This is a genomic window from Kineosporia babensis (assembly GCF_021129305.1).
Classification (GTDB): domain Bacteria; phylum Actinomycetota; class Actinomycetes; order Actinomycetales; family Kineosporiaceae; genus Kineosporia; species Kineosporia babensis.
The window spans coordinates 46329-67705 of sequence record NZ_JAJOMB010000012.1; the positions used below are offsets into that span (position 1 = coordinate 46329).

General features: G+C 70.3%; 15 protein-coding genes. 11 read left to right on the top strand and 4 right to left on the bottom strand.

Translation table 11 applies throughout. The features are described 5' to 3' along the window. The first annotated feature begins 27 nt into the window (after positions 1-27). Entirely contained in the window at positions 28-1167 is a 1140-nt protein-coding gene (locus LR394_RS21665; protein ID WP_231444789.1) for a glycerophosphodiester phosphodiesterase, read from the top strand. 52 nt (positions 1168-1219) lie between these two features. Here the strand turns inward: LR394_RS21665 and LR394_RS21670 are convergent, their stop codons facing one another. Then, positions 1220-2224: a hypothetical protein gene (locus tag LR394_RS21670; protein WP_231444791.1), complete on the bottom strand. Its 1005-nt coding sequence runs from the start codon at positions 2222-2224 to the stop codon at positions 1220-1222. After that, entirely contained in the window at positions 2224-3903 is a 1680-nt protein-coding gene (locus tag LR394_RS21675; RefSeq protein WP_231444794.1) for a PspC domain-containing protein, read from the bottom strand. The genes LR394_RS21670 and LR394_RS21675 overlap by 1 nt, the downstream gene beginning before the upstream one ends. Positions 3904-4094: 191 nt before the next feature. Here LR394_RS21675 and LR394_RS21680 point away from each other — a divergent pair, with 191 nt between their 5' ends. The 3 genes from LR394_RS21680 to pcrA all read left to right on the top strand — a co-directional run bounded on the left by LR394_RS21680 (position 4095) and on the right by pcrA (position 9681). Next, positions 4095-5798, top strand: a complete 1704-nt coding sequence (locus tag LR394_RS21680; protein WP_231444796.1) for an ATP-binding protein — start codon at positions 4095-4097, stop codon at positions 5796-5798. Further along, a complete protein-coding gene (locus LR394_RS21685) occupies positions 5795-6535 on the top strand; it encodes a response regulator transcription factor (RefSeq protein WP_331283091.1) in 741 nt (246 codons plus the stop codon). The genes LR394_RS21680 and LR394_RS21685 overlap by 4 nt, the downstream gene beginning before the upstream one ends. A 416-nt stretch (positions 6536-6951) precedes the next feature. Continuing rightward, complete coding sequence (pcrA, locus tag LR394_RS21690) at positions 6952-9681, top strand: DNA helicase PcrA (RefSeq protein WP_231444799.1); 2730 nt, start codon at positions 6952-6954, stop codon at positions 9679-9681. Here the strand turns inward: pcrA and LR394_RS21695 are convergent. Then, the gene (locus tag LR394_RS21695) at positions 9668-10951 is read right to left on the bottom strand and encodes a glycoside hydrolase family 3 N-terminal domain-containing protein (protein WP_231444801.1); all 1284 of its coding nucleotides are present in this window, start codon (positions 10949-10951) and stop codon (positions 9668-9670) included. The genes pcrA and LR394_RS21695 overlap by 14 nt on opposite strands. Before the next feature lie 252 nt (positions 10952-11203). Between LR394_RS21695 and sucC the strand changes: the two genes are divergently transcribed. The 3 genes from sucC (at position 11204) to LR394_RS21710 (ending at position 15192) form a co-directional block, all read left to right on the top strand. Then, on the top strand, positions 11204-12385 hold the full coding sequence (gene sucC, locus LR394_RS21700) for an ADP-forming succinate--CoA ligase subunit beta (protein ID WP_231444802.1): 1182 nt from the start codon (positions 11204-11206) through the stop codon (positions 12383-12385). 3 nt (positions 12386-12388) lie between these two features. Continuing rightward, a complete protein-coding gene (sucD, locus tag LR394_RS21705; RefSeq protein WP_231444804.1) occupies positions 12389-13276 on the top strand; it encodes a succinate--CoA ligase subunit alpha in 888 nt (295 codons plus the stop codon). A 242-nt stretch (positions 13277-13518) separates the two neighbouring features. Then, entirely contained in the window at positions 13519-15192 is a 1674-nt protein-coding gene (locus LR394_RS21710) for a cell division protein PerM (RefSeq protein ID WP_231444806.1), read from the top strand. A 387-nt stretch (positions 15193-15579) separates the two neighbouring features. Here the strand turns inward: LR394_RS21710 and LR394_RS21715 are convergent, their stop codons facing one another. Then, a complete protein-coding gene (locus LR394_RS21715) occupies positions 15580-16863 on the bottom strand; it encodes a hypothetical protein (protein ID WP_231444808.1) in 1284 nt (427 codons plus the stop codon). Positions 16864-17024: 161 nt separating this feature from the next. Between LR394_RS21715 and purN the strand changes: the two genes are divergently transcribed. The 4 genes from purN (at position 17025) to LR394_RS21735 (ending at position 21194) form a co-directional block, all read left to right on the top strand. Then, positions 17025-17669 (top strand): phosphoribosylglycinamide formyltransferase, encoded by a 645-nt coding sequence (purN, locus tag LR394_RS21720; RefSeq protein ID WP_231444811.1) that lies wholly within the window; start codon positions 17025-17027, stop codon positions 17667-17669. A 142-nt stretch (positions 17670-17811) separates the two neighbouring features. Then, positions 17812-19446, top strand: a complete 1635-nt coding sequence (gene purH / locus LR394_RS21725) for a bifunctional phosphoribosylaminoimidazolecarboxamide formyltransferase/IMP cyclohydrolase (protein ID WP_231444813.1) — start codon at positions 17812-17814, stop codon at positions 19444-19446. Positions 19447-19465: 19 nt separating this feature from the next. Beyond that, positions 19466-19762 carry a DUF3017 domain-containing protein gene (locus LR394_RS21730; protein ID WP_231444815.1) on the top strand — a complete coding sequence of 99 codons (297 nt, stop codon included), beginning with the start codon at positions 19466-19468 and terminating at the stop codon, positions 19760-19762. Positions 19763-19937: 175 nt separating this feature from the next. Beyond that, complete coding sequence (locus LR394_RS21735) at positions 19938-21194, top strand: toxic anion resistance protein (RefSeq protein ID WP_231444817.1); 1257 nt, start codon at positions 19938-19940, stop codon at positions 21192-21194. Positions 21195-21377 lie beyond the last annotated feature (183 nt).

Consider the following 21377-nt stretch of genomic DNA (forward strand, 5'->3'; position numbering starts at 1 on the left):
GGTCGCCACGGGCGCCATGGAGGAAAGATGAACCGTCGCACGGTCATCACCGGCCTGGCAGTCACCCCGCTCGCTGCTGCTACCGGCGCGGTCACCGGTCTGGAGCCCGCCCTGGCGGCAGAGGCAGCACCGCTGTCGGTCTCGGCCAGCTCGCGCAAGGGCGCCACGCTCGTGATCGGGCACCGCGGTGCCAGCGGTTACCGGCCCGAGCACACTCTGGTCGCTTACGAGCTGGCCGCCCGGATGGGCGCGGACTTCATCGAGCCCGACGTCGTGATCACCAAGGACGGGGTGCTGGTCTGCCGGCACGAGCCGGAGATCGGCGGCACCACAGACGTGGCCGAGCGCCCGGAGTTCGCCGACCGCAAGAAGACCAAGAAGCTCGACGGTGTGGAGGTGAGCGGCTGGTGGGCAGAGGATTTCACGCTCAAGGAGCTGAAATCGCTGTACGCGGCCGAGCGCCTGCCCGCCGTACGCCAGGAGAACACGCTGTACAACAAGCGGCTGCGGGTGCCAACTCTGGACGAGGTGTTCCAGTTGCGCGCCGAGCTCTCCCGCCGGCTGGGGCGCCGGATCGGCATCTACCCCGAGACCAAGCACCCCACGTACTTCCAGGAGCTGGGCCTGCCGCTGGAGAAGCGGCTGCTGGGCCTGGTCCGCAAGCACGGCCTGAACCACCCGGACGCCCCGATCTTCGTGCAGTCGTTCGAGACCACCAACCTGCAGCAGTTGCGCAAGCTGGGCCTGAAATCGCCGGTCGTGCAGCTACTCAGCGCTGCTGGGGCCCCGTACGACCTGGTTGCTGCCGGCGATCCGCGTACCTATGCCGACCTGATCACCCCGAAGGGCCTGAAGGTTATTGCCAAGTATGCCCAGGGGCTCGGGCCGGAGAAGAACCTGGTGATCGCGCGGACTGCAGCCGGTGCCCTGGGCGAGCCCACCGAGCTGGTTGACAACGCCCACGCCAAGGGTCTTCTCGTGCATCCGTACACCTTCCGCGCCGAGAACAGCTTCCTGCCCACGGACTTCCGGGTGGGAACGAGCGAGACCGACTACGGCCGGGCGATCGACGAGCAGATCGCCTTCCTGGCCGTGGGGGTCGACGGCCTGTTCACCGACCAGCCCGACATTGGGGTGTTCGCCCGTTCGGAGCGCGCGGCCGCCTGATCGCAAGCGTCCGAGGGCCCTCCCTCCAACACGGAGAGAGGGCCCTCGGCTGTTACGCCCGGCTTTTCTGAGAACGCTTGATCGCGGCGGACATCAGGGTGACGCCCACTCCGAGCATGATTGCCAGGATCACCGCGCCCGGGTTGACCGAGATGCCGCTGAGTTGGCTGACCAGGGTGCTGAGGCCGATGGCGAGCAGGATCAGGCCGATCACCACGGTGTGAATCCGGATGCCCGGGTGGCCCAGCGGGGGCGGTGGGGCAACTGCGCTGACCGGTGCTCCGGGGGCTGGGTTGTCGGCGGGGGTGAATTGCGGTGCTTGAGGACGTGCGGCGTCACCCTGCGGGGGCATCTGCGGCCCACGCTTGGAGGTGATGTACCCGACGAAGCCGGTTTCGGACTCGTTCTCGGGCCGGAACGCCGGGGCAGGGTTCTCGGCGGCGATGAAGGCGGCTGCCTGTTCCTCGACCGTGGGCTTGGCTGGCTTGGTTCCGGGTTCCTGCGGCGCCGACTTGGCCGCCGTCTGATCCGCGGGCTCTCCTCCAGAAAACGTGGTGGGCATGGATGGCAGGCCTTCGGATGATGTGGTTCCGAGAGAGGCGGCGCCCGGCGAGGCGGCCTCAGCGGGAATGGCCCCGGGCGGTGTGATTCCGCTTGGGGTGACCCCGGACTGCGTGCTCTCGAACTGCGCAGGATCTGGTGACCCGCTACCCGTTGTGCCTGGCCTGACCGGCTCACTCAGATCGAGCGGGTTCGAGCTGGGGACCGGCGCGTTTACCGGCACGATCGGATCGAACGTGCGCTTCGCGCCCGCCTCACCGCTCTTGTCCGCCGTGTCCTTCTCGATCTCGCCGGCATCCTCAGCCGAACCCGCCGGCTCAACCCCACCGGCTACGTCCGTTGCTTCTGCTTCGAAAGACCGGGTCTGGTCCAGCTCGAACTTCCGCGTGGCGCCAGGAGCGTCGACCGGCAGTTGCTCGGTGTTCCCCGCAGGGTCGTCCGCGTCTGGAACCCGCTTGGCCGGTGCCACCTCGTTCTCGAAGTCGTTGTTGCTCATCAGTTCTCCCCTTCCGAGTTGCTACCGCTGGGCAGCTCATCGGCCGGAGTCTCGAGTCCGGACGGAAGGCCCTGCCCCTCCTGCTTGATCTCCAGCTGGCCGGCACCCTGCTGCGCCACCACTTTCAGCACGGGTTCACCGGAACCGTAGGTGAGCGTGCGGGTCTGGCGGTCGGAGTCGTTGCGGACCTCGATCCGCGTACCGTCGGGCTTCACCACTTCACCGGCGCCGAGCCGGGTCTCGACCTCCACCGGCAGCCAGTCCGGAATGGTCAGGACCAGACGCCCGAGCCCGACGTTGGCCTCTACCTCCAGTGGGTTCTCGGCAGTGGCGCCACGCAGTGCGGCTTCCGAGGTCAGGTCCAGGCTGGCCTCGCCGATGCCCAGGTTGTACTGGCTTTCGGCGGCGCTACGGCTTTCCGGCGCCCAGCGAGCCTCGCCGACCACGGCCAGGTGCTGATTGGTGTCTACCCCGGCGCGTTGGGCGGCAACCCCGGCCCCCATGATCAGGGCGAGCAGGATGCCCAGCGCGGCCAGGCCCGGACTGCGCCGGCCCAGCAGCCCGTTCGCCACCACTCCGCAGGCGATCACCACCACGGCCGCACCCAGCGCGGTCAGCCCGGCCCAGCCCGGAACGTCGCCGTAGGCCTCGGCGATCAGGATCGACGTGGCCGCGATCAGGGCGCCGCCCAGGGTGAGCAGCCGAACCCGCCGTGAGGGAGCCGTGCGGGCCCGCGCCTGCCGCTGCGCCTCGGCCCGGGCCCAGGAGGCCTCGGCGTGCGGTGAGCGCTGGCTGAAGTCCTTGGCCCAGGCGTGCACCGCGTCGCCGGTCTCCCGGCCCCAGCGGGCCGCGTTGTCGGCGAGCTGTTTACTGCCCTCGGGCGTGGTCCAGTGCGGCATCCCGTGGTTCGGAACCCCGCCGCCGTGCATACCGCCGCCGTGCACACCGCCCCCGTGCAGGCCGCCGCTGTGCACGCCGCCGGTCGCCTGGTTCTGCTGGGTCTGGTCCGGCTGCGGCAGCTTCTTGGCCATCCACCAGAGACCGGCGACGATCAGCCCGGCCAGGACCAGCGTGCCCGGGAAGTTCCAGAAGCCCGCGCTGCCGAACATGCTGCCGCTACCCCCGCCGACCAGCGCCAGCGACAGCAGGACGGCCGCGAAGAAGCCCGCGCTGAACCGCCCGCGAATCGCTTCCTGCAGGTGGATCCGGCCGTCATGCTGCTGCGGAAGGAGCATCCAGCAGATCCCGTACAGCGCCACGCCGATCCCGCCGACGATCGAAAGAGCCACGAAACCACCGCGGATCAGCGTCTGGTCAATGTCCAGCCGGCGCGCCAGACCGCTGGCCACACCGGCGACCCAACGCCCCTCGGAGGGCCGGGCCGCACCGAAATCCCGGATCCGGCCGAAGAAGTCGTCACCCGGACGGCGGTCCGGCGAGCCCGGCTCGGGCGGCGGGCCCCAGCCGGACGGCGCGCCCGGCGCTGCGTTGCCCGCGCCCCAGTTACCTGGGCCGCCTGGGCCGCCTGAGCTGCCAGGGCCGCCAGGGCTGCCCGGGGTGCTCGCACCCCAGGAGTTCGGGCCGGCCGGTCCAGGGCCGGGTGCGCCCTGCTGCCCCTGGTTCGGTGGCGGCTCGGGCGTACCCCAGACAGCGCCGCCCGGTTCCTGCGTTCCGGACATGTGATGGCCCCCTCGATCGGTGCTCGGTGGTACTGAGCCGGCTCCTGCGGGAGAGCAGGGCCGGAGGTCTACCGAAGATGCTGCTCGCTCAAGGCTCTCAGCGGGATCGGGGGTGCCCCGGAGACCACCCTGATCCGAAGACCGGGCTCGTCCCTGAGGGCAAGCGCGTAGGTACGTGTGACGATTGACCGGTGAGCACACCGCCTGGCCTGATCGGCCCGGATCCGAGCGTCGGGGCACCGGCGGCGCGGCCTCCCATGGCTGCGCCCCTGTCGTCTGCCCCGCTGTCGTCCGGGCCCGTGCCTCCTGGCTCGATGCCGCCCGGTCCCCGCCGCCGTCCTGCGCTGGTCCGCCCGCAGCACCACCGGATGCTGGCCGGAGTGGCGGCCGGAGTAGCGGTTCACCTGGGCCTGCCGGTTCGCGCGGTCCGCTTCATCTTCATCGTGGCCACCTTCATGGGCGGCCCGGGCGCAGTTCTGTACGCCTGGTTGTGGGCCCTGGTGCCGGACGAGTCGTCGGCTGCCGCAGCCGAGGCCGCTGAACAGGCGCTACGCCAGTCCAGCTACACCCCCTACACCGGCGGGCCGATCCTGGGCACACAGATCGGGGGTAGGCCGTTCCCCGCGTCCGGGGCGGTTCCGGCGGCCGCGCCCGCTTCCGCGCCCGAGGTAGGCACCGCACCGGTGACCCAGCCGGAAGCGGCGCCCGACGCGTCCAAAATTTCTGAAGAGCCCACCAGCGAAACAATGGACGTAGGTGAGCCAGAAACGCTGTCGGCCCCGGCGTCCGTTGCTGCGAACGTAGAGCCCGGCGCCCAGCCCACCAGCAGCGCCACCGACGCGGCCCAGGCCGCCCGGGCCGCCGCCGTCGCCGCCGCAGTCGAGCAAGTGGAGCAGGAAGAACGCTCCACCCGGCGCACCCGGCTACGAGCGGATCTTTTCGCGGGGCTCTGCCTGCTCGCCGCCGCGGCCGTCCTGGTCGCCTCCTGGAGCGGCTGGGACGTACAGGCCGGGCTGGTCCTGCCCATGCTGATCGTCGCCTCCGGCGCCGTGATCGCCTACGCCCAGTTCGACGAGGCCGACCGTTCGCGCTGGTTCTCGCCCACCGGCTTCACCACCCGCGCCGCCACGCTCCGGCTGTTGCTCGGCGTAGTGCTGGTGGTGCTGGGCATCGTGCTCATGGTCCTGCAGAACACAGACCCTCTGCTGCTCGGCCAGACCCTGCTGGCCACCTTCGCCGTGCTGGTCGGGGTGGCCGTGGTATTCGCCCCCTGGGGAGTGCGGTTCTGGCGCGCGCTGGACAGTGAGCGCGCCGGCCGGGTGCGCGAGGCCGAACGGGCCGACATTGCCGCCCACCTGCACGATTCGGTGCTCCAGACCCTCGCGCTGATCCAGCGCCGCAGCTCGGACGGCGCGGAGGTGAACCGGCTGGCGCGCGCTCAGGAACGTGACCTGCGCGGCTGGCTGTACGGCGGGGCGGACAACGACCCGACGATGATCTCGGCCCGGGTGCAAGCCCTGGCGGCCGAGGCGGAAGACGTGCACGGCGCCGTGATCGAGGTGGTCACGGTGGGCGACCGGCCGGTGGACGAGCGGGCCATCTCGCTGCTGTCGGCCCTGCGCGAAGCCGTGGCGAATGCGGCGCGGCACGCCGGAGGTGAGTCGGTCCGGGTGTACGTGGAGTGCATGCCCGACGGGATCGAGGCGTTTGTCCGCGACCGGGGCCCGGGCTTCGACCTGGCCGCAGTGCCGGAGGACCGGCTGGGCGTGCGGGAGTCGATCATCGGCAGGATGGAACGGCACGGCGGATCGGCCCGGATCCGCAGCGAAGCAGGCGAGGGCACCGAGGTCCGGCTGTTGCTGCCGGACGACGGCGCCCCGGAGGAGGAAAAGTGAGTCAGGAAGCAACCCCCGCCGTGAAGTTGCCCGTGCGGGTGGTGATCGTGGACGACCACCGGGTGTTCCGCAGCGGGGTCCGGGCCGAGCTCGCCCCGGCGGTCGCCGACGGAAGGCTGGACATTGTCGGCGAGGCCGGCGATGTGGAAGAGGCGATCGCCGTGGTCGCCCAGGCCCGGCCGGACGTGGTGCTGCTCGACGTGCACCTGCCCGGGGGAACGATGCGCCCCGGCGGACGGGAAGTGCTGTCCAGGTCGGCCTCACTGATCGGGCCCACGTCGCCGAACGGTCAGCCGGCCGAGGGCGCCGAGCCGGTCACCCGCTTCCTGGCGTTGAGCGTGTCGGACGCCGCCGAAGACGTGATCGCGGTGATCCGGGCTGGGGCACGGGGGTACGTGACCAAGTCGATCACCGGTACCGAGCTGATCGCGGCCGTGCTGACCGTGGCTTCCGGCGATGCGGTGTTCTCGCCCCGGCTGGCTGGTTTCGTGCTGGACGCGTTCGGCACCGGGGCGGGTGAGGTGGCTGCGGTGGACGACGAGCTGGACCGGCTCTCGGCCCGCGAGCGCGAGGTGATGCGGCTGATCGCCCGGGGCTACGCCTACAAGGAGGTGGCCAAGGAGCTGTTCATCTCGGTGAAGACGGTGGAGACCCATGTCTCGGCGGTGCTGCGCAAGCTCCAGCTCTCCAGCCGGCACGAACTCACCCGCTGGGCGGCCGACCGCCGTCTGCTCTAGGTCGGGCTTCGGAGGTCATGCCGACCGTGATGGCTTGTTCGGCGAATTCGCGACAACGCGGAGACAAAGTGTGCTCTGGCTGCACTTTGTTTCCGCGATCCCTGGAATCGCCCGCTCCAGCGCCCGGTCGGCGGATCCACCCCCTCTCGCTGCGGTGCGCCCGCGCGGCCCTTACCTCAGTGCTATGGCACAGGGCCCGGCGAACGACTGCTCGCGATGTGTAAAGGTGGTCCATCCGGTGCCAGGTGTACACGTCGTCGAGGTGTCCCTGTCCGCCCGCCTGCTCACGGTTCGGGGACTACTTTGCGACTGCTCGGCGGGCTCAGCCTCGAAACCAGGGTGACTGCTCGGTGGCTCGGCCTCGGACCGGGATCGAGGGTCATGGCTGTCGGTGCGGGCACGTAGGCTGATTTCCGATGAGCACGCTATTCGACCTCCCCGACGACTTCCCGGCGCCCAAGAAGGGCAAGGCGGGCAATCGGCGCGCCACCGCCACAGCCCCCGAGGCGGCGCCGGTGGTCGTCGAGCCCACCTCTTCAGTGGTGCAGGAGTCTGCCGCGGCCCAAGAGCCGGCGACGCCCCAGCGTCCCGGTGGGGTGGTGTGGACCGAGACCCCGCGGCCGCGCAATGTGGGGCAGGCGGGCGTTAGCGGGCAGGTCGGCACGGCGGGGCAAGCAGAAGGGGCCGGGCAGCCGGGGGAAGTTGGGCAGGCTGAGGGGGCTGGCGAGCCGGTGGAGCTGTCCAAGAAGGAGAACGCCAAGCAGCTGGCCGCCGAGCGGTCGGCCAAGCGCTACCCGCTGCCCCGGATCGCCAAGGGCGAGAACGAGGAAGCGGGCGAGGAGCCCAAGCGTGACCTGCGGGCGGTGGCACCCAACCTGGACCCGGCCAAGCTGGTCGAGGGCCTGAACGAGCAGCAGGCCGCCGCTGTGCTGCACCGCGACTCGCCGCTGCTGATCATGGCCGGGGCCGGCTCGGGCAAGACCCGGGTGCTCACCCACCGGATCGGTTACCTGCTGGCCGCCCGCAACGTCCGGCCCGGCCAGATCCTGGCGATCACCTTCACCAACAAGGCCGCCGCCGAGATGCGTGAGCGGGTGGCCACCATGGTCGGCCCGCGGGCCGCCTCGATCTGGGTGTCCACCTTCCACTCCTCCTGCGTGCGGATCCTGCGCCGCGAGGCGCCGAAGGTGGGCCTGCGCTCCAACTTCTCGATCTACGACTCGGCCGACTCGCAGCGCCTGATCGGCCTGGTCGCCCGCGAGCTCGACCTGGACCCGAAGAAGTACTCCCCGCGCAGCCTGGGCGCGCAGATCTCGAACCTGAAGAACGAGCTGATCGACGAGGAGACCAACGCCTCCCGGGTCAGCGACAGCAACCCGGCCGAGCGCAACCTGGCCGAGGTCTACACCGGGTACCAGCGTCGGCTGCGCCAGGCCAACGCGCTCGACTTCGACGACCTGATCATGACCACGGTGAACATCCTGCAGGCCTTCCCTGAGGTGGCCGAGCAGTACCGGCGGCGGTTCCGGCACATCATGGTGGACGAGTACCAGGACACCAACCACGCCCAGTACGTCCTGATCCGCGAGCTGGTCGGCGGCGAGACCGCCACCCAGGGCAAGCCGGATCCGGACAAGCCGGTCATCCCGATGGCCGAGCTCACCGTGGTGGGTGACGCCGACCAGTCGATCTACGCCTTCCGCGGTGCCTCGATCCGCAACATCATCGAGTTCGAGCTGGACTACCCGCAGGCCCACACCATCATGCTGGAGCAGAACTACCGCTCCACCCAGACCATCCTGTCCGCGGCCAACGCGGTGATCGAGAACAACCCCGACCGCAAACCGAAGAAGCTCTGGACCGCCGGGGCCGACGGCGCCGAGATCACCGGCTACGTGGCCGACGACGAGCACGACGAGGCCGCCTTCGTCGCCGAGGAGATCGAGCGGCTGGGCAAGAACGAGAAGGTCCGCCCGGGCGACGTGGCGATCTTCTACCGCACCAACGCCCAGTCCCGGGCGCTGGAAGAGGTGCTGGTGCGCGCGGGCGTGCCCTACAAGGTGGTCGGCGGCACCCGGTTCTACGAGCGCCGCGAGATCAAGGACGCGCTGGCCTACCTGCGGGTCCTGGTCAACCCGCAGGACACGGTCAACCTGCGGCGGATCATCAACGTGCCCAAGCGCGGCATCGGCGACCGGGCCGAGGGGGCGCTGGCGGCGCTGGCCGAGCGCGAGAACATCGGCTTCGGCGACGCGCTGTTCCGGGCCCAGGAAGCACCCGGCATCGCCACCCGCTCGCTCACCGCGGTGAAGAAGTTCGCCCTGCTGCTGGACGAGCTGCGCACCCTGGTCGAGGCCGGTTCCGACCCGGGCACGGTGCTGGAGGCCGTGCTGGAGCAGACCGGCTACCTGGACGAGCTGCAGTCCAGCCACGACCCGCAGGACGAGACCCGGGTGGAGAACCTGGCCGAACTCGTCGCCGTCACCCAGGAGTACGCCCGCACCACCCCGGACGGCTCGCTGCAGGACTTCCTCGAGCAGGTCTCGCTGGTCGCCGACGCGGACGAGATCCCCGACGAGGACGAGGACGAGGCCAAGCGCAAGGCCGACGAGGGCGTGGTCACGCTGATGACCCTGCACACCGCCAAGGGCCTGGAGTTCCCGGTCGTGTTCCTGACCGGCATGGAGGACGGCAACTTCCCGCACATGCGCTCGCTGCAGGAGCCGAAAGAGCTGGCCGAGGAACGCCGTCTGGCCTACGTCGGCCTGACCCGGGCCGAGCAGCGGCTCTACATCACCCGGGCGGCCATCCGAAGTGCCTGGGGCCAGCCCAGTTACAACCCGCCCAGCCGCTTCCTCAACGAGATCCCGCCCGGCCTGGTCACCTGGCGGCGTAGCGAGTCCACCCAGATGCGCACGTCCGCCAGCCCGGCGGTGGCCCGGCTGGCCCAGCGCCCGGGTGGGCGTGGTCCGGGGAACCGGGCGCTGATCAACCTTTCCCCCGGCGACCGGGTCACCCACGACGCGTTCGGCATGGGCAAGGTGGTCGAGGTGGTCGGCGAGGGCGACAAGACGGTGGCACACATCGACTTCGGCGGTGAGGTGAAGCGGCTCCTGCTGCGCTACGCCCCGGTCACGAAGTTGTAGAACCGGCTTCCGGAGAACAGGTCAGGAGCCCGGCCGTCTGCTTCAGGGTGAGCACGCGGGTGGCCGCGGCCTCGATCTTGTCGCCGAAGTCCGCGTCGTTGGCGCCCTTCGTGGCCAGTGCCCGCATCATCTCGCGGGCCAGGCCCGGCTCCACGGTCAGCACCAGGTCACCGCCGGCGTCCACGAAACGCACGGCCCGCTGCCCGGGCTTCACGTCGGCGACCGCCTTGGCCGCGCCCACGTCGTCGGTCATCACCACGCCCTGCCAGCCCAGTTGGCCGCGCAGCAGCTCGGTGATCACCGTCGGCGAGAACACCGCCCGGTTCTCCGAGTCGATCCGGTCGTACGTCGCCGACGACATCATCACCGCGCCCGCCCCGGCCTCCATGCCTGCCACGAACGGCTGCAGGTAGGCGTCGTCCGCACTGGTCCTGGTGTCGATCACGTTGGCCGACAGGTCGGTGTTCAGCGAAACCCGGCCCAGACCGGGGAAATGCTTCACCGTCGCCACCACGTTCTGCGCCTGCAGCGCCTGCGTGACCCGGGCCACCGCATCGGCGACCTGGGTGCTGCTGGTGCCGTACTCGCGTCCGTACTTACCGATCGGCGGGTTACGGTCCTCCGTGCCGCTCGGCACCACGTCGGCCACCGGGGCCAGGTTCATCGTGATCCCGGCCTTGGCCAGGTCCTCGGCCCAGGCCTCGGTCTCCTGCGTGAGCTGCGCCGGGTCCCATTCCCCCTGCTTGCGGGCGGCCGGCAGGTTGCCCCAGCGCGCACCCCGCAGCGATTGCACGTTCCCGCCCTCTTGGTCGATCGAGACCAGCGGCTCGATCGTGGCCTCGCCCGCCTGCATCGCCGGGATCCGGTTGATCTCCTTCTTCAGCCCGGCCGCCGAACGGCTGCTGCGCCCGTGCAGGAACACCGAGCCCAGGTGATTGCGCTTCACCACCGGCACCACGGCATCGGCGTCGGTCAGCGGGGTGCCCGCCATCACCAGCTGCCCGGCCTGCTCGGCGGTGGTCATCGCGGAGACCGCTGACTGCACGCAGGCCTCCGCCGGATCCGTAGTCGCCTCGGGCGATGCAGTGCCGGTGCCAGTAGGCAGGTCACGGCTGTCCGCAGTGGGCGAGACGCCCGGCTGACCCGGCTGCGCCTCAGGCTCGTCCGAGGACGAGCAACCGGCCAGCACCAGGCCGCTGACCAGCAGACTCGTCACCGCACCGGAGCGCGCCAGGCCGTACCGTCGATGCTGCCGAGAAGCCACAATCACCCCCGCAGCCTGCCATGCCGAGCTGTCCCTCCCGACCCGGCCCGCACGTCCTCTGCTTGCTGCCCGACCCGCGCGTCACCCGGACCGGTGACCACGGACGTCTGCAATCGGCCCCTGAATCCCGGCGGCCAGAGGCGAACGTCCGGATCGCGGCCCTGACGTGACGCGCTACACGGTTACTTGGTCCGGCAGACCAACCTGTCCGGACTAGGCTCGACGAACACAACCGTCCCCGTCGTTGAGGACCCACCCGTGGATCTGTACGAATACCAGGCTCGCGACCTGTTCGCGGCCCACGGCGTACCGGTGCTGGACGCCGTCGTGGCCGACACACCGGAACAGGCCGCCGAGGCCGCCAGCAAGCTCGAAGGTTCCGTTGTCGTCGTCAAGGCGCAGGTCAAGGCCGGTGGCCGGGGTAAGGCGGGCGGCGTCAAGCTCGCCAAGTCCCCGGAAGAGGCCGCCGAGCGCGCCAAGGACATCCTCGCGCTGACCATCAAGGACCTGCCCGTGCGCCGGGTCATGGTCACCCAGGGCGCCGACATCGCCGAGGAGTACTACTTCTCGGTCCTGCTCGACCGGGCCAACCGTACCTACCTCGCCATGGCCTCCCGTGAGGGCGGCATGGAGATCGAGGAGCTCGCGGTCGAGCGGCCCGAGGCTCTGGCCCGCATCCCCGTCGACGCGATCACCGGCATCGACGCGGCCAAGGCCCAGGAGATCGTCGACGCCGCCGGTTTCGCCGAAGACGTGAAGCCGCAGATCATCGAGGTCATCCAGAAGCTCTGGACCGTCTTCAAGTCCGAGGACGCCACCCTCGTCGAGGTCAACCCGCTGATCAAGAGCGGTGACGGCAAGATCATCGCGCTCGACGGCAAGGTCTCGCTGGACGAGAACGCCGGCTTCCGCCACCCCGGGCACGAGGAGCTGGCCGACAAGGCCGCCGCCGACCCGCTCGAGGCGAAGGCCAAGGAGAAGAACCTCAACTACGTGAAGCTCGACGGCAACGTCGGGATCATCGGCAACGGCGCCGGGCTCGTGATGAGCACGCTCGACGTGGTCGCCTACGCGGGTGAGAACTTCGGCGGCTCCAAGCCGGCCAACTTCCTCGACATCGGTGGTGGCGCCAGCGCCGAGGTGATGGCCAACGGCCTGGAGATCATCCTCTCCGACCCGCAGGTGAAGTCCGTCTTCGTCAACGTCTTCGGCGGGATCACCGCCTGTGACGCGGTGGCGAACGGCATCGTGCAGGCCTTCGCGCTGCTGGAGTCCCGCGGCGAGGCCGTCACCCGTCCGCTCGTGGTCCGGCTCGACGGCAACAACGCCGAACTGGGGCGGAAGATCCTGACCGACGCCAAGCTGGCCGGTCTGGAACAGGTGGACACGATGGACGGCGCCGCCTCCCGCGCGGCCGAGCTCGCAGCCAAGGGAGCCTGAGCGATGGCGATCTTCATCGACGAGAACAGCAAGGTCATCGTCCAGGGCCTGACCGGTTCCGAGGGCAAGAAGCACGCCCAGCTGATGCTCAAGTCCGGCACCCAGATCGTCGGCGGCGTGAACCCGCGCAAGGCCGGCACCACGGTCGAGTTCGAGGGCGGCGTGTCCGTCCCGGTCTTCGGCTCGGTCGCCGAGGCGATCAAGGAGACCGGCGCCGACGTCAGCGTCATCTTCGTGCCCGCCGCCTTCACCAAGGCCGCGGCGTACGAGGCGATCGACGCGGGCATCCCGCTGGCCGTCGTGATCACCGAGGGCGTGCCGGTGCACGACACCGCCGACTTCTACCAGCACGCGGTCAACTCCGGCACCACCCGGCTGATCGGCCCGAACTGCCCGGGCCTGATCAGCCCCGGGAAGTCGAACGTCGGCATCATCCCGGCCAGCATCACCGGCGCCGGCCCGATCGGCCTGGTCAGCAAGTCCGGCACGCTGACCTACCAGATGATGTACGAACTGCGGGACATCGGCTTCTCCTCCGGCGTCGGGATCGGCGGTGACCCGGTGATCGGGACCACCCACATCGACGCGCTCGCCGCGTTCGAGGCCGACCCCGACACCAAGGCGATCGTGATGATCGGCGAGATCGGTGGCGACGCCGAGGAGCGGGCCGCGGCCTACATCAAGGAGCACGTGACCAAGCCGGTCGTCGGCTACGTCGCGGGCTTCACCGCCCCCGAGGGCAAGACGATGGGTCACGCCGGCGCGATCGTTTCCGGCTCGTCCGGTACCGCCCAGGCCAAGAAGGAGGCCCTCGAGGCCGCCGGGGTCAAGGTCGGCAAGACGCCGAGCGAAACCGCCCAGCTGATGCGGGAGATCGTCTCCGCTCTCTGATCCGGTTCGCACAGCGGTTCGGCCGCAGGGGCCCGTAGGTTCGGGCTTCCTGCGGCCGAACCGTTTTGTGGTTGGTGTTTGAGGACGAAACGGGTGTGGGCACGTTGGGTGCTTTCGGCCGCTTCTGCGAATGGTCGGCCGGGTAGACGCCCTTCGCCCCAAACCTGTGACTCGTCACCTATCCGGCGACACCCCCGCCCAGTTCCCACGTCACGGGGGCTTCCTGGACCAGCATGACTCGGATGAGCACCGTACGGGACCGCATCCGGCCAGAGGCGGTGGCCGAGCCGATCCGAGCCCGGGGACGGCATCCACACGTCGTCCTCTACTCCGCGGTCGTCGCCGCTCAGGCCGCCATCGCCTCGCTCGTGGTGGTGATGGTCCCGGTGGTGCTGGCCTGGGCCACCGCCTCGTACAGCCGGGCGCCGTGGACCGACGTGGTCCAGCTCGGCACCGGCACCTGGCTGCTCGCGCACCACTCCGGCCTCGTGATCGCCGAGGGGCAGATCGGACTGGTCCCGATCGGCCTGCTGCTGGTGCCGGTGATCGCCTGCTGGATCGGCGGAGTACGCCTGGCCCGCGGCCTGGACCCGAACGCCGACCAGATCCGCGAAGGCATCGGCCGGGCCCGCCCGCGCGCTCCCCGGCCCAAGGCGATGGCCGTGTTCGCCTTCACCTACACCGGCCTGGTCACCGCCGTCGCGGTGTTCGTGACCACGCAGGAGGTTCGTCCCCTGCTCGGCCAGACCTTCGCCGGGGCCATGACGATCGTCTGCCTGGCCGGTGCCGCGGGCATGGCGGCCTGGGTCGGCGGGGGAGTGATCCCCGGCCTGCGTCTGCTGGTGGACAAGTCGCGAGCCCCCAAGGTGATCCGCCGCTGCTTCCGGCCGGTCCTGCTCGGTGTCGGCGTCCAGCTCGGCGCGGCCCTGATCCTGCTGATCACCGCCACCGTCCTCGGCTGGGACCGGGTGACGATGCTGCACTCGGCGCTGAACACCGGTGTCGTCGGTGGCATCGTGCTGACCCTGGCCCAGCTTCTGGTGGTGCCCAACCTGGTGATCTGGTCGGGCTCCTACGCCTCCGGGGCCGGCTTCTCGGTCGGCACCGATACCACGGTCGCCCCCGGGCAACTGGACCTTGGCGCACTGCCGGCCCTACCCGTCCTGGGCGCGTTGCCTTCTGCCCCCGGCCCGGAAACCCTTTGGCTGCTCGTCGCCATCCCCGTGGTCGGCGGCATGGTCACGGGATATCGAGTGCTGCGGATGCCCCTGGGCCGCAACCTCATCCACGTCGACGCATCGTCCACCCGCAGGATGATCGAGCGCGTTCCGCACCACGTGCGCGTACCCCTGGTCCGCTCCCTGGTTGCCGCCGTGCTGATGGTTCTGGTCTGGGCCCTGCTCGGCTGGCTCTCCGGTGGTCCGGCCGGCCCAGGCCGACTGACCGTCATGGGCCCCGACGTACCTGCACTCGCCCTGTTCATAGCCGCCGAGGCCGGCGCCGCGATCGTCCTGACGGTTGCCTTCGGTCTGGTCGTGCGCTGGCTTGGACGTCCCGCCTTTAACAACCCTGTTGAGGCTGGCGCCTCTGGACAAGGAACGGCAACGGGCGCTGTCGGGCTCGGCGGCCAAACCGAATCCGTTGGGGCCGCGCCCGCAACCCCACGTTCTGGCGTCCGGACCCCGCCCAGGCAAACCCCCGCAGGCGGCCTGCCCAAGAACCGGGCACCGCGACGACCAGGGGTCCAAGAGCCGGACAACCCTTTCGCCAACCTGCCCGCAGCCTCCGCCTCGGCCTCTGAGTCGGGCCCCGCGTCCCTGGCCGACGCCACCCACGACCCCTTGTCCTGGCTGGACCGACCTGACCCACCGACCAGCCCTCGCAAGCGGACCGATCCGCCTCGCCACGCCTCTTGACCCCTGGTCGGGCCTTTGGCTCGCCTGACTCTCAGTCGGGCCTTTGACCCGTTTGACTCCTTGGGCATGCCTTTTGGCCCGCCTAAACCGGCGCGGAGCCGCTTTGGAGGTCCGGCGAGGTCACCCCTGAATGCGTACATCGAGTACGCCTGGGACCAGGTGTACACATCGCGGAGTAGGCGGTGCTCTCAGAGCACGGCTGATCCCGGCCGGAAGCCACTAACGACAAAGCTCGTCCAGGGACGCGCACCGGCCGACAGTCAGCCGCACCAGCTCACGGCCTCATCACAACCCGAGCGCGAAGTCGGCCCGTAACACCAGGCCGACCCCGCTCGTCCTACGTTGCTGATCGCTGCCGTTGCTGCGGGGCGTCTTTCGGAACGGCGATCAGTTGCGGATGCGCTGGTTCATGTTCTCGAGGATGTTCTCGAAGCGAGCATTCGTCTCGTCCACACAGGTCTCGGCGGCCGAGGTGGTGATGGCTCGCTCCTGGCACTCCTCCAGATCGGCGACCACAGGGTAGTAGACCGCCTGGGTCACCAGAACGAACAGAAGCATGCCGCTGAGCCCGAGACCGAACACGGTGAAAACCACTCCGCGCGCGCCCAGTCCAGCCCGGCGCATCTCGGCCAGACCGATCAGCACCTTGACCCCGACGAAGCCCGCGGCCAGACCCAGCCCGATGCCGGCCAACCGGAACGGCAGAGCCAGCTCAGACACGATGAGCAGGCCGATCACCATGACGATGAACAGTCGGAGCCGGTCCCGGGTGCGCAGGACCGAGGCCTTCAACTCCTCGGGAGACTTGCGCTTGGCCTCCGGCAGATGCCAGCCCGGCTGACCGTGCGGCCCCTGCGGGCTCGGCGGCCCGGACTGTTCAGGCCCACCGAGCGGGTACTGGCCCGGCGGGAACTGCCCCGGTGAGGATTGGCCGGCGAGGTGCTGGTCCGGTGGGAACTGTCCAGACGGGTGTTGGCCGGCGGGGTGTTGGTCCGGCGTGAATTGCCCGGCCGGGAACTGCCCAGGCGGGTATGGGCCCGGTGGGTACTGGCCGGCCGGGGACTGGCCTGGCGGGAACTGTCCAGGTGGGTATTGGCCCGGTGAGGGTTGGCCGGTGGGGTGCTGGCCGGGCCAGGGTGCCCCAGGCTCATTTGCTCCGTCCTGGTGCTGGGCGGACGGAGTCTGGCCGGGCGGGGATACCGCTTGGGCAGAAGCGTTCGGCTTGGGCTCGGCCGGGCTCGGGCTGGCGGAGGTTCCCGGCCCGTCGCTCGCGGTTCCGTGGTCGGAGGACTGCTCGGGCGAAGTCTGGTCGGGCGAAGACCGGCCGGGAGCGTCCGGGTTCACGGCGTCGTTCTGGGTGTCTGGCTGGGGGTTGTCCCGGCTGGATTCGGGGTGCTCGTTCTCGGGTGACTGGGCCGGCTGGGCCGGTTGAACCGGGAGCCAGGACGCGGGGATCTCACCGAGGGAGAGCGGCGGACGGTGCGTGGCCCCGGTCTCGCCGGGCGGGATCGGGCTGGTCCCGGGCTCCGGCGGAACTGTCTCTGGGGCATGCGGGCTCCCTGCGGGGGCGCCGGCCACCTCGGTGCGGCGGTCGTCGTCCTGCGGCACCGGACGGTTCTCCGGTGCTTCGGGCCAGGTGTTACCCGGCCCGGGGTTCGGGATGCTCGGCACGGCTCCTCATCGCTGACTCGGGGCCACCCGGGGGCAGCCGCTCTTCCAAGGTTCTCAAAACATCTTCTACCGGCAGTTCGTGACGGCTGCGCACCGTTCCCGGACCCTTGTGCGGGGTCCGGCGGGCCGGGACCGGCCCGACCTGGCTATCGTCTCCGTTCGTGACCGAGGATCCCCAGGTACCCGCCGACGCCGGAACCAAGGGCGCAGCCGCGCTACCGCGGGTCGCCGTCATCGTGTCCGGCAGCGGCACTCTGCTGCAGGCACTCTTGGACAACGCACAGGGTTACACCATCAGTTCCGTGCTCTCGGACCGTGCTGACGCGCTGGGCCTGGAGCGGGCCCGGAAGGCGGGCGTACCCACCGCGGTCGTCCAGCTGAAGGACTTTCCCGACCGCGCGGCCTGGGACCGCGGCCTGCTGAAGGCCGTGGACGCGTTCGCACCCGATCTGGTGGTGCTGGCCGGGTTCATGCGGATCCTCGGCGAGCCGCTGCTGAACCGTTACGGCGGCAAGATCATCAACACCCATCCGGCGCTGCTGCCCGCCTTCCCCGGCGCGCACGGCGTGCGGGACGCGATGGCGCACGGGGTGAAGGTGACCGGCTGCTCGGTGATCCTGGTCGACGCGGGCACCGACACCGGGCCGATCATCGCCCAGCGGGCCACCGAGGTGCTGGACGAGGACACCGAGGAGACGCTGCACGAGCGGATCAAGGTGCTGGAGCGGGACCTGCTGGTGGACGTGGTGGAACGGATGGCCACCCAGGGCTGGACGGTGGACGGCCGTAAGGTCCGGCTGAACTGATCCACCGCCCCGGTGATCCGGGAGTACCCGGAGGTGTCCCGGGCTGCCACCGGGGGCTGACCCGGAAACCGGCCCTGGAACCGGCCGGAGGGAGCCGACGCCGGTGCAGAACTGTCGGCGGTAACGGATATCGTCTGGTGCCGTGAGTGAAACCACTGCCACCCCTGATTCCGCCGCTGCGGCCTCCCGGCTGCCGATCCGCCGCGCGCTGGTCTCCGTCTACGACAAGACCGGCCTTGAAGAGCTGGCCCGCGGCCTGCACGAGGCCGGGGTGGCCCTGGTCTCCACCGGTTCCACCGCCGGGCGGATCGCCGCCGCCGGGGTGCCGGTCACCAAGGTCGAGGACCTGACCGGCTTCCCCGAGTGCCTCGACGGCCGGGTGAAGACGCTGCACCCCAAGGTGCACGCCGGTCTGCTGGCCGACCGCCGCCTGGACTCGCACGTGCAGCAGCTCGGTGAGCTCGGCGTCGAGCCGTTCGACCTGCTGATCAGCAACCTGTACCCGTTCACGGCCACGGTCGCCTCCGGCGCCACCCCGGACGAGTGCGTCGAGCAGATCGACATCGGCGGCCCGAGCATGGTGCGCGGCGCGGCCAAGAACCACCCTTCGGTCGCCGTCGTGGTCGACCCGGCCCGCTACGCAGATGTTCTGGCCGCGGTCGCCGCGGGCGGCTTCACCCTGGCCGAGCGGCAGCAGCTGGCCGCCGCCGCGTTCCGGCACACCGCCGAGTACGACGTGGCCGTGGCCTCCTGGATGGGCAGCGTGCTGGCCCCGGCCGAGGACGGCTCGGGCTTCCCGGTCTGGGCGGGCGCCACGTACCAGCGCGAGGCGGTGCTGCGCTACGGCGAGAACCCGCACCAGAAGGCCGCGCTGTACAAGAGCGAGCGGCCCGGCCTGGCGCACGCCGAGCAGCTGCACGGCAAGGAGATGTCGTACAACAACTACGTCGACACCGATGCCGCCTGGCGCGCCGCACACGACCACGGCGAGCTGCCCACGGTCGCGGTGATCAAGCACAACAACCCGTGCGGCATCGCGGTGGAGAGCGGCTCCGGCGGCGTGGCGGGGGCCCACCTCAAGGCGCACAACTGCGACCCGGTCTCGGCCTACGGCGGCGTGGTGGCCACCAACCAGCCGGTCAGCGCGGCCATGGCCGAGCAGCTGTCCGAGATCTTCACCGAGGTGGTGGCCGCCCCCGACTTCGAGCCGGCCGCCCTCGAGGTGCTCACCCGCAAGAAGAACATCCGGCTGCTGAAGGTGCCCGCTGCTTCCCCGGCCGTCGAGGCAGTTGAATCAAGGCCGATCAGCGGCGGCCTGCTGCTGCAGAACGTCGACCGGATCGACGCCAGCGCCGGTGACGTCGAGGCCACCGGGGGCGACGAGCCCTCGAAGTGGACGCTGGTCGCCGGTTCCCCGGCCGACGAGGCCACCCTGACCGACCTGGAGTTCGCCTGGCGGGCGATCCGCGCGGTCAAGTCCAACGCCATCCTGCTGGCCGACGGCGGAGCCAGCGTCGGCATCGGGATGGGCCAGGTCAACCGGGTCGACTCGTGCCGCCTGGCGGTCGAGCGGGCTGGCACCGACCGGGCCAAGGGCGCGGTCGCCGCGTCCGACGCCTTCTTCCCGTTCGCGGACGGCCTGCAGGTGCTGCTCGAGGCCGGCGTGCGCGCGGTGATCCAGCCCGGCGGCTCGATCCGGGACGAGGAGGTCATCGCGGCCGCGCAGGCCGCCGGGGTGACCATGTACCTCACCGGTACCCGGCACTTCGCCCACTGATCAGGACGGACGGGGCACAGTGAGCATCGGGGAGCTGAACAGGGTGGACGGTCCGTCGCTAGCGGTTCGCCGGACCGCGTTCCTGGTGGTGCTGCTGCTGGTCGCGGCCTCGCTGCCGCTGACCCTGCTGATCAGTTTCAAGGTCGGTGGCTTCGTGCTCGCCCTGGCCGCGCTGGCCGGCGGCACCGCTCGCGCGGTGCTGCCGGACCACCTCTGCCTGGGCCTGCTGGTCCGCTCCCGTCAGCAGGACGTCCTGACGATGTATGTCCTGGGCGTCGCGATTGCGCTGTTGGCGTGGAAAGTTCCCGGTGGGTGACCCCGCACCGGAGAGGTGAGCGCTTAGGCTGACCTGAGGGTCGCCGGACGATCCCGGATCGTGATGCAACGCCGGTCCGGGGTGGAGCGTTCTGCAAGGTGCGGGCCCTCCCGGGCCCGCGCAAAGCCCAGATGCCGGAGCGGCGTCCGGGGGGAACTGACGCGAAAGGGATCCGATGAGCGAGCCTACGAGCCCCGGTTTTCAGGCTGCTGCCAGGCTGGAGCCGCCAGCCCCGGCCGCGCCCTCGCTGACCCTGTCCGCGCCCGAGCCACCGCCCGCCATCGCGCAGACCCAGGCCCCTGAGCTGGCCCCGGCCGTCGACCCGGCCGCCCTGCCCGGTCTGGACGCCAAGGTGGACGACTACATCGGCTCGCTGATGACCGCCGACCCCAAGTCGCCGGAGTTCGCCAGCCGCACCAACGACGTGCGGACCATGGGCGACACCGACATCCGGGAGGCCGCCGACAGCTCCAACCGGCTGCTCCAGGTGCCGGTGAAGGCGCTGAACGAGGGCGGGCTGTCGCAGGGCTCCAAGGTCGGTGCCACGCTGATCGAGCTGCGCCGCACGGTCGAGGACCTCGACCCCAAGGGTGCGCAGGGCAGCAAGAAGTTCCTCGGGATGATCCCGTTCGGCAACAAGATCCGGGACTACTTCCAGCGCTACCAGAGCGCGCAGGAGCAGCTCAACGCGATCATCCAGGCGCTGTACAACGGCCAGGACGAGCTGCGCCGCGACAACGCCTCGCTGAACCAGGAGAAGCAGCAGCTGTGGACCACGATGGCCCGGCTGAACCAGTACATCTACGTGGCCGAGCGGCTGGACGCGCGGCTGTCCGCGCAGATCGCCGAGTTCGAGGCCACTGACCCGCAGCGGGCCAAGGCGCTGCGCGAGGACGTGCTGTTCTACGTCCGGCAGAAGCACCAGGACCTGCTCACCCAGCTGGCCGTCTCGATCCAGGGCTACCTGGCCATGGACATCATCATCAAGAACAACCTGGAGCTGATCAAGGGCGTCGACCGGGCCACCACCACCACGGTCTCGGCCCTGCGCACCGCCGTGATCGTGGCCCAGGCGCTGTCGAACCAGCAGCTGGTGCTGGACCAGATCACCGCGCTGAACAGCACCACCTCGCGAATGATCGAGAGCACCTCGGAGATGCTGAAGGACAACTCGGCGCGGATCCAGGCCGGCGCCGCCTCGGCCGCGGTCGGCCTGCCCGAGCTGCAGAAGGCCTTCGCCAACATCTACGCCACGATGGACGCGATCGACACCTTCAAGGTGCAGGCGCTGGACACGATGGCCGCCACCATCGGCACGCTGGAGACCGAGACCACCAAGGCCCGCGGCTACCTGGACCGGGTGCACGCCAACGATCAGCGCACCGCCCAGGCCGAACGCGGCGGCTCGCTGGACCTGGGCATCGGTCGCTGAGGAGAGCACAACGGCAGGGGCGGGGAAGCACGTGCGGACGGGAACAACGGACGCGGCGGGGTGGGCGCGGCGGTCCGGCGCCGGTGCCGTCCGGGCGAGCAGAGCAACAGAAGCTCGAAGAGCGGCTGGTGTGAGCAGGGTAGGCGGCGCACGAAGAACGGCCGGCGTGGGCAGGGGAGCCGA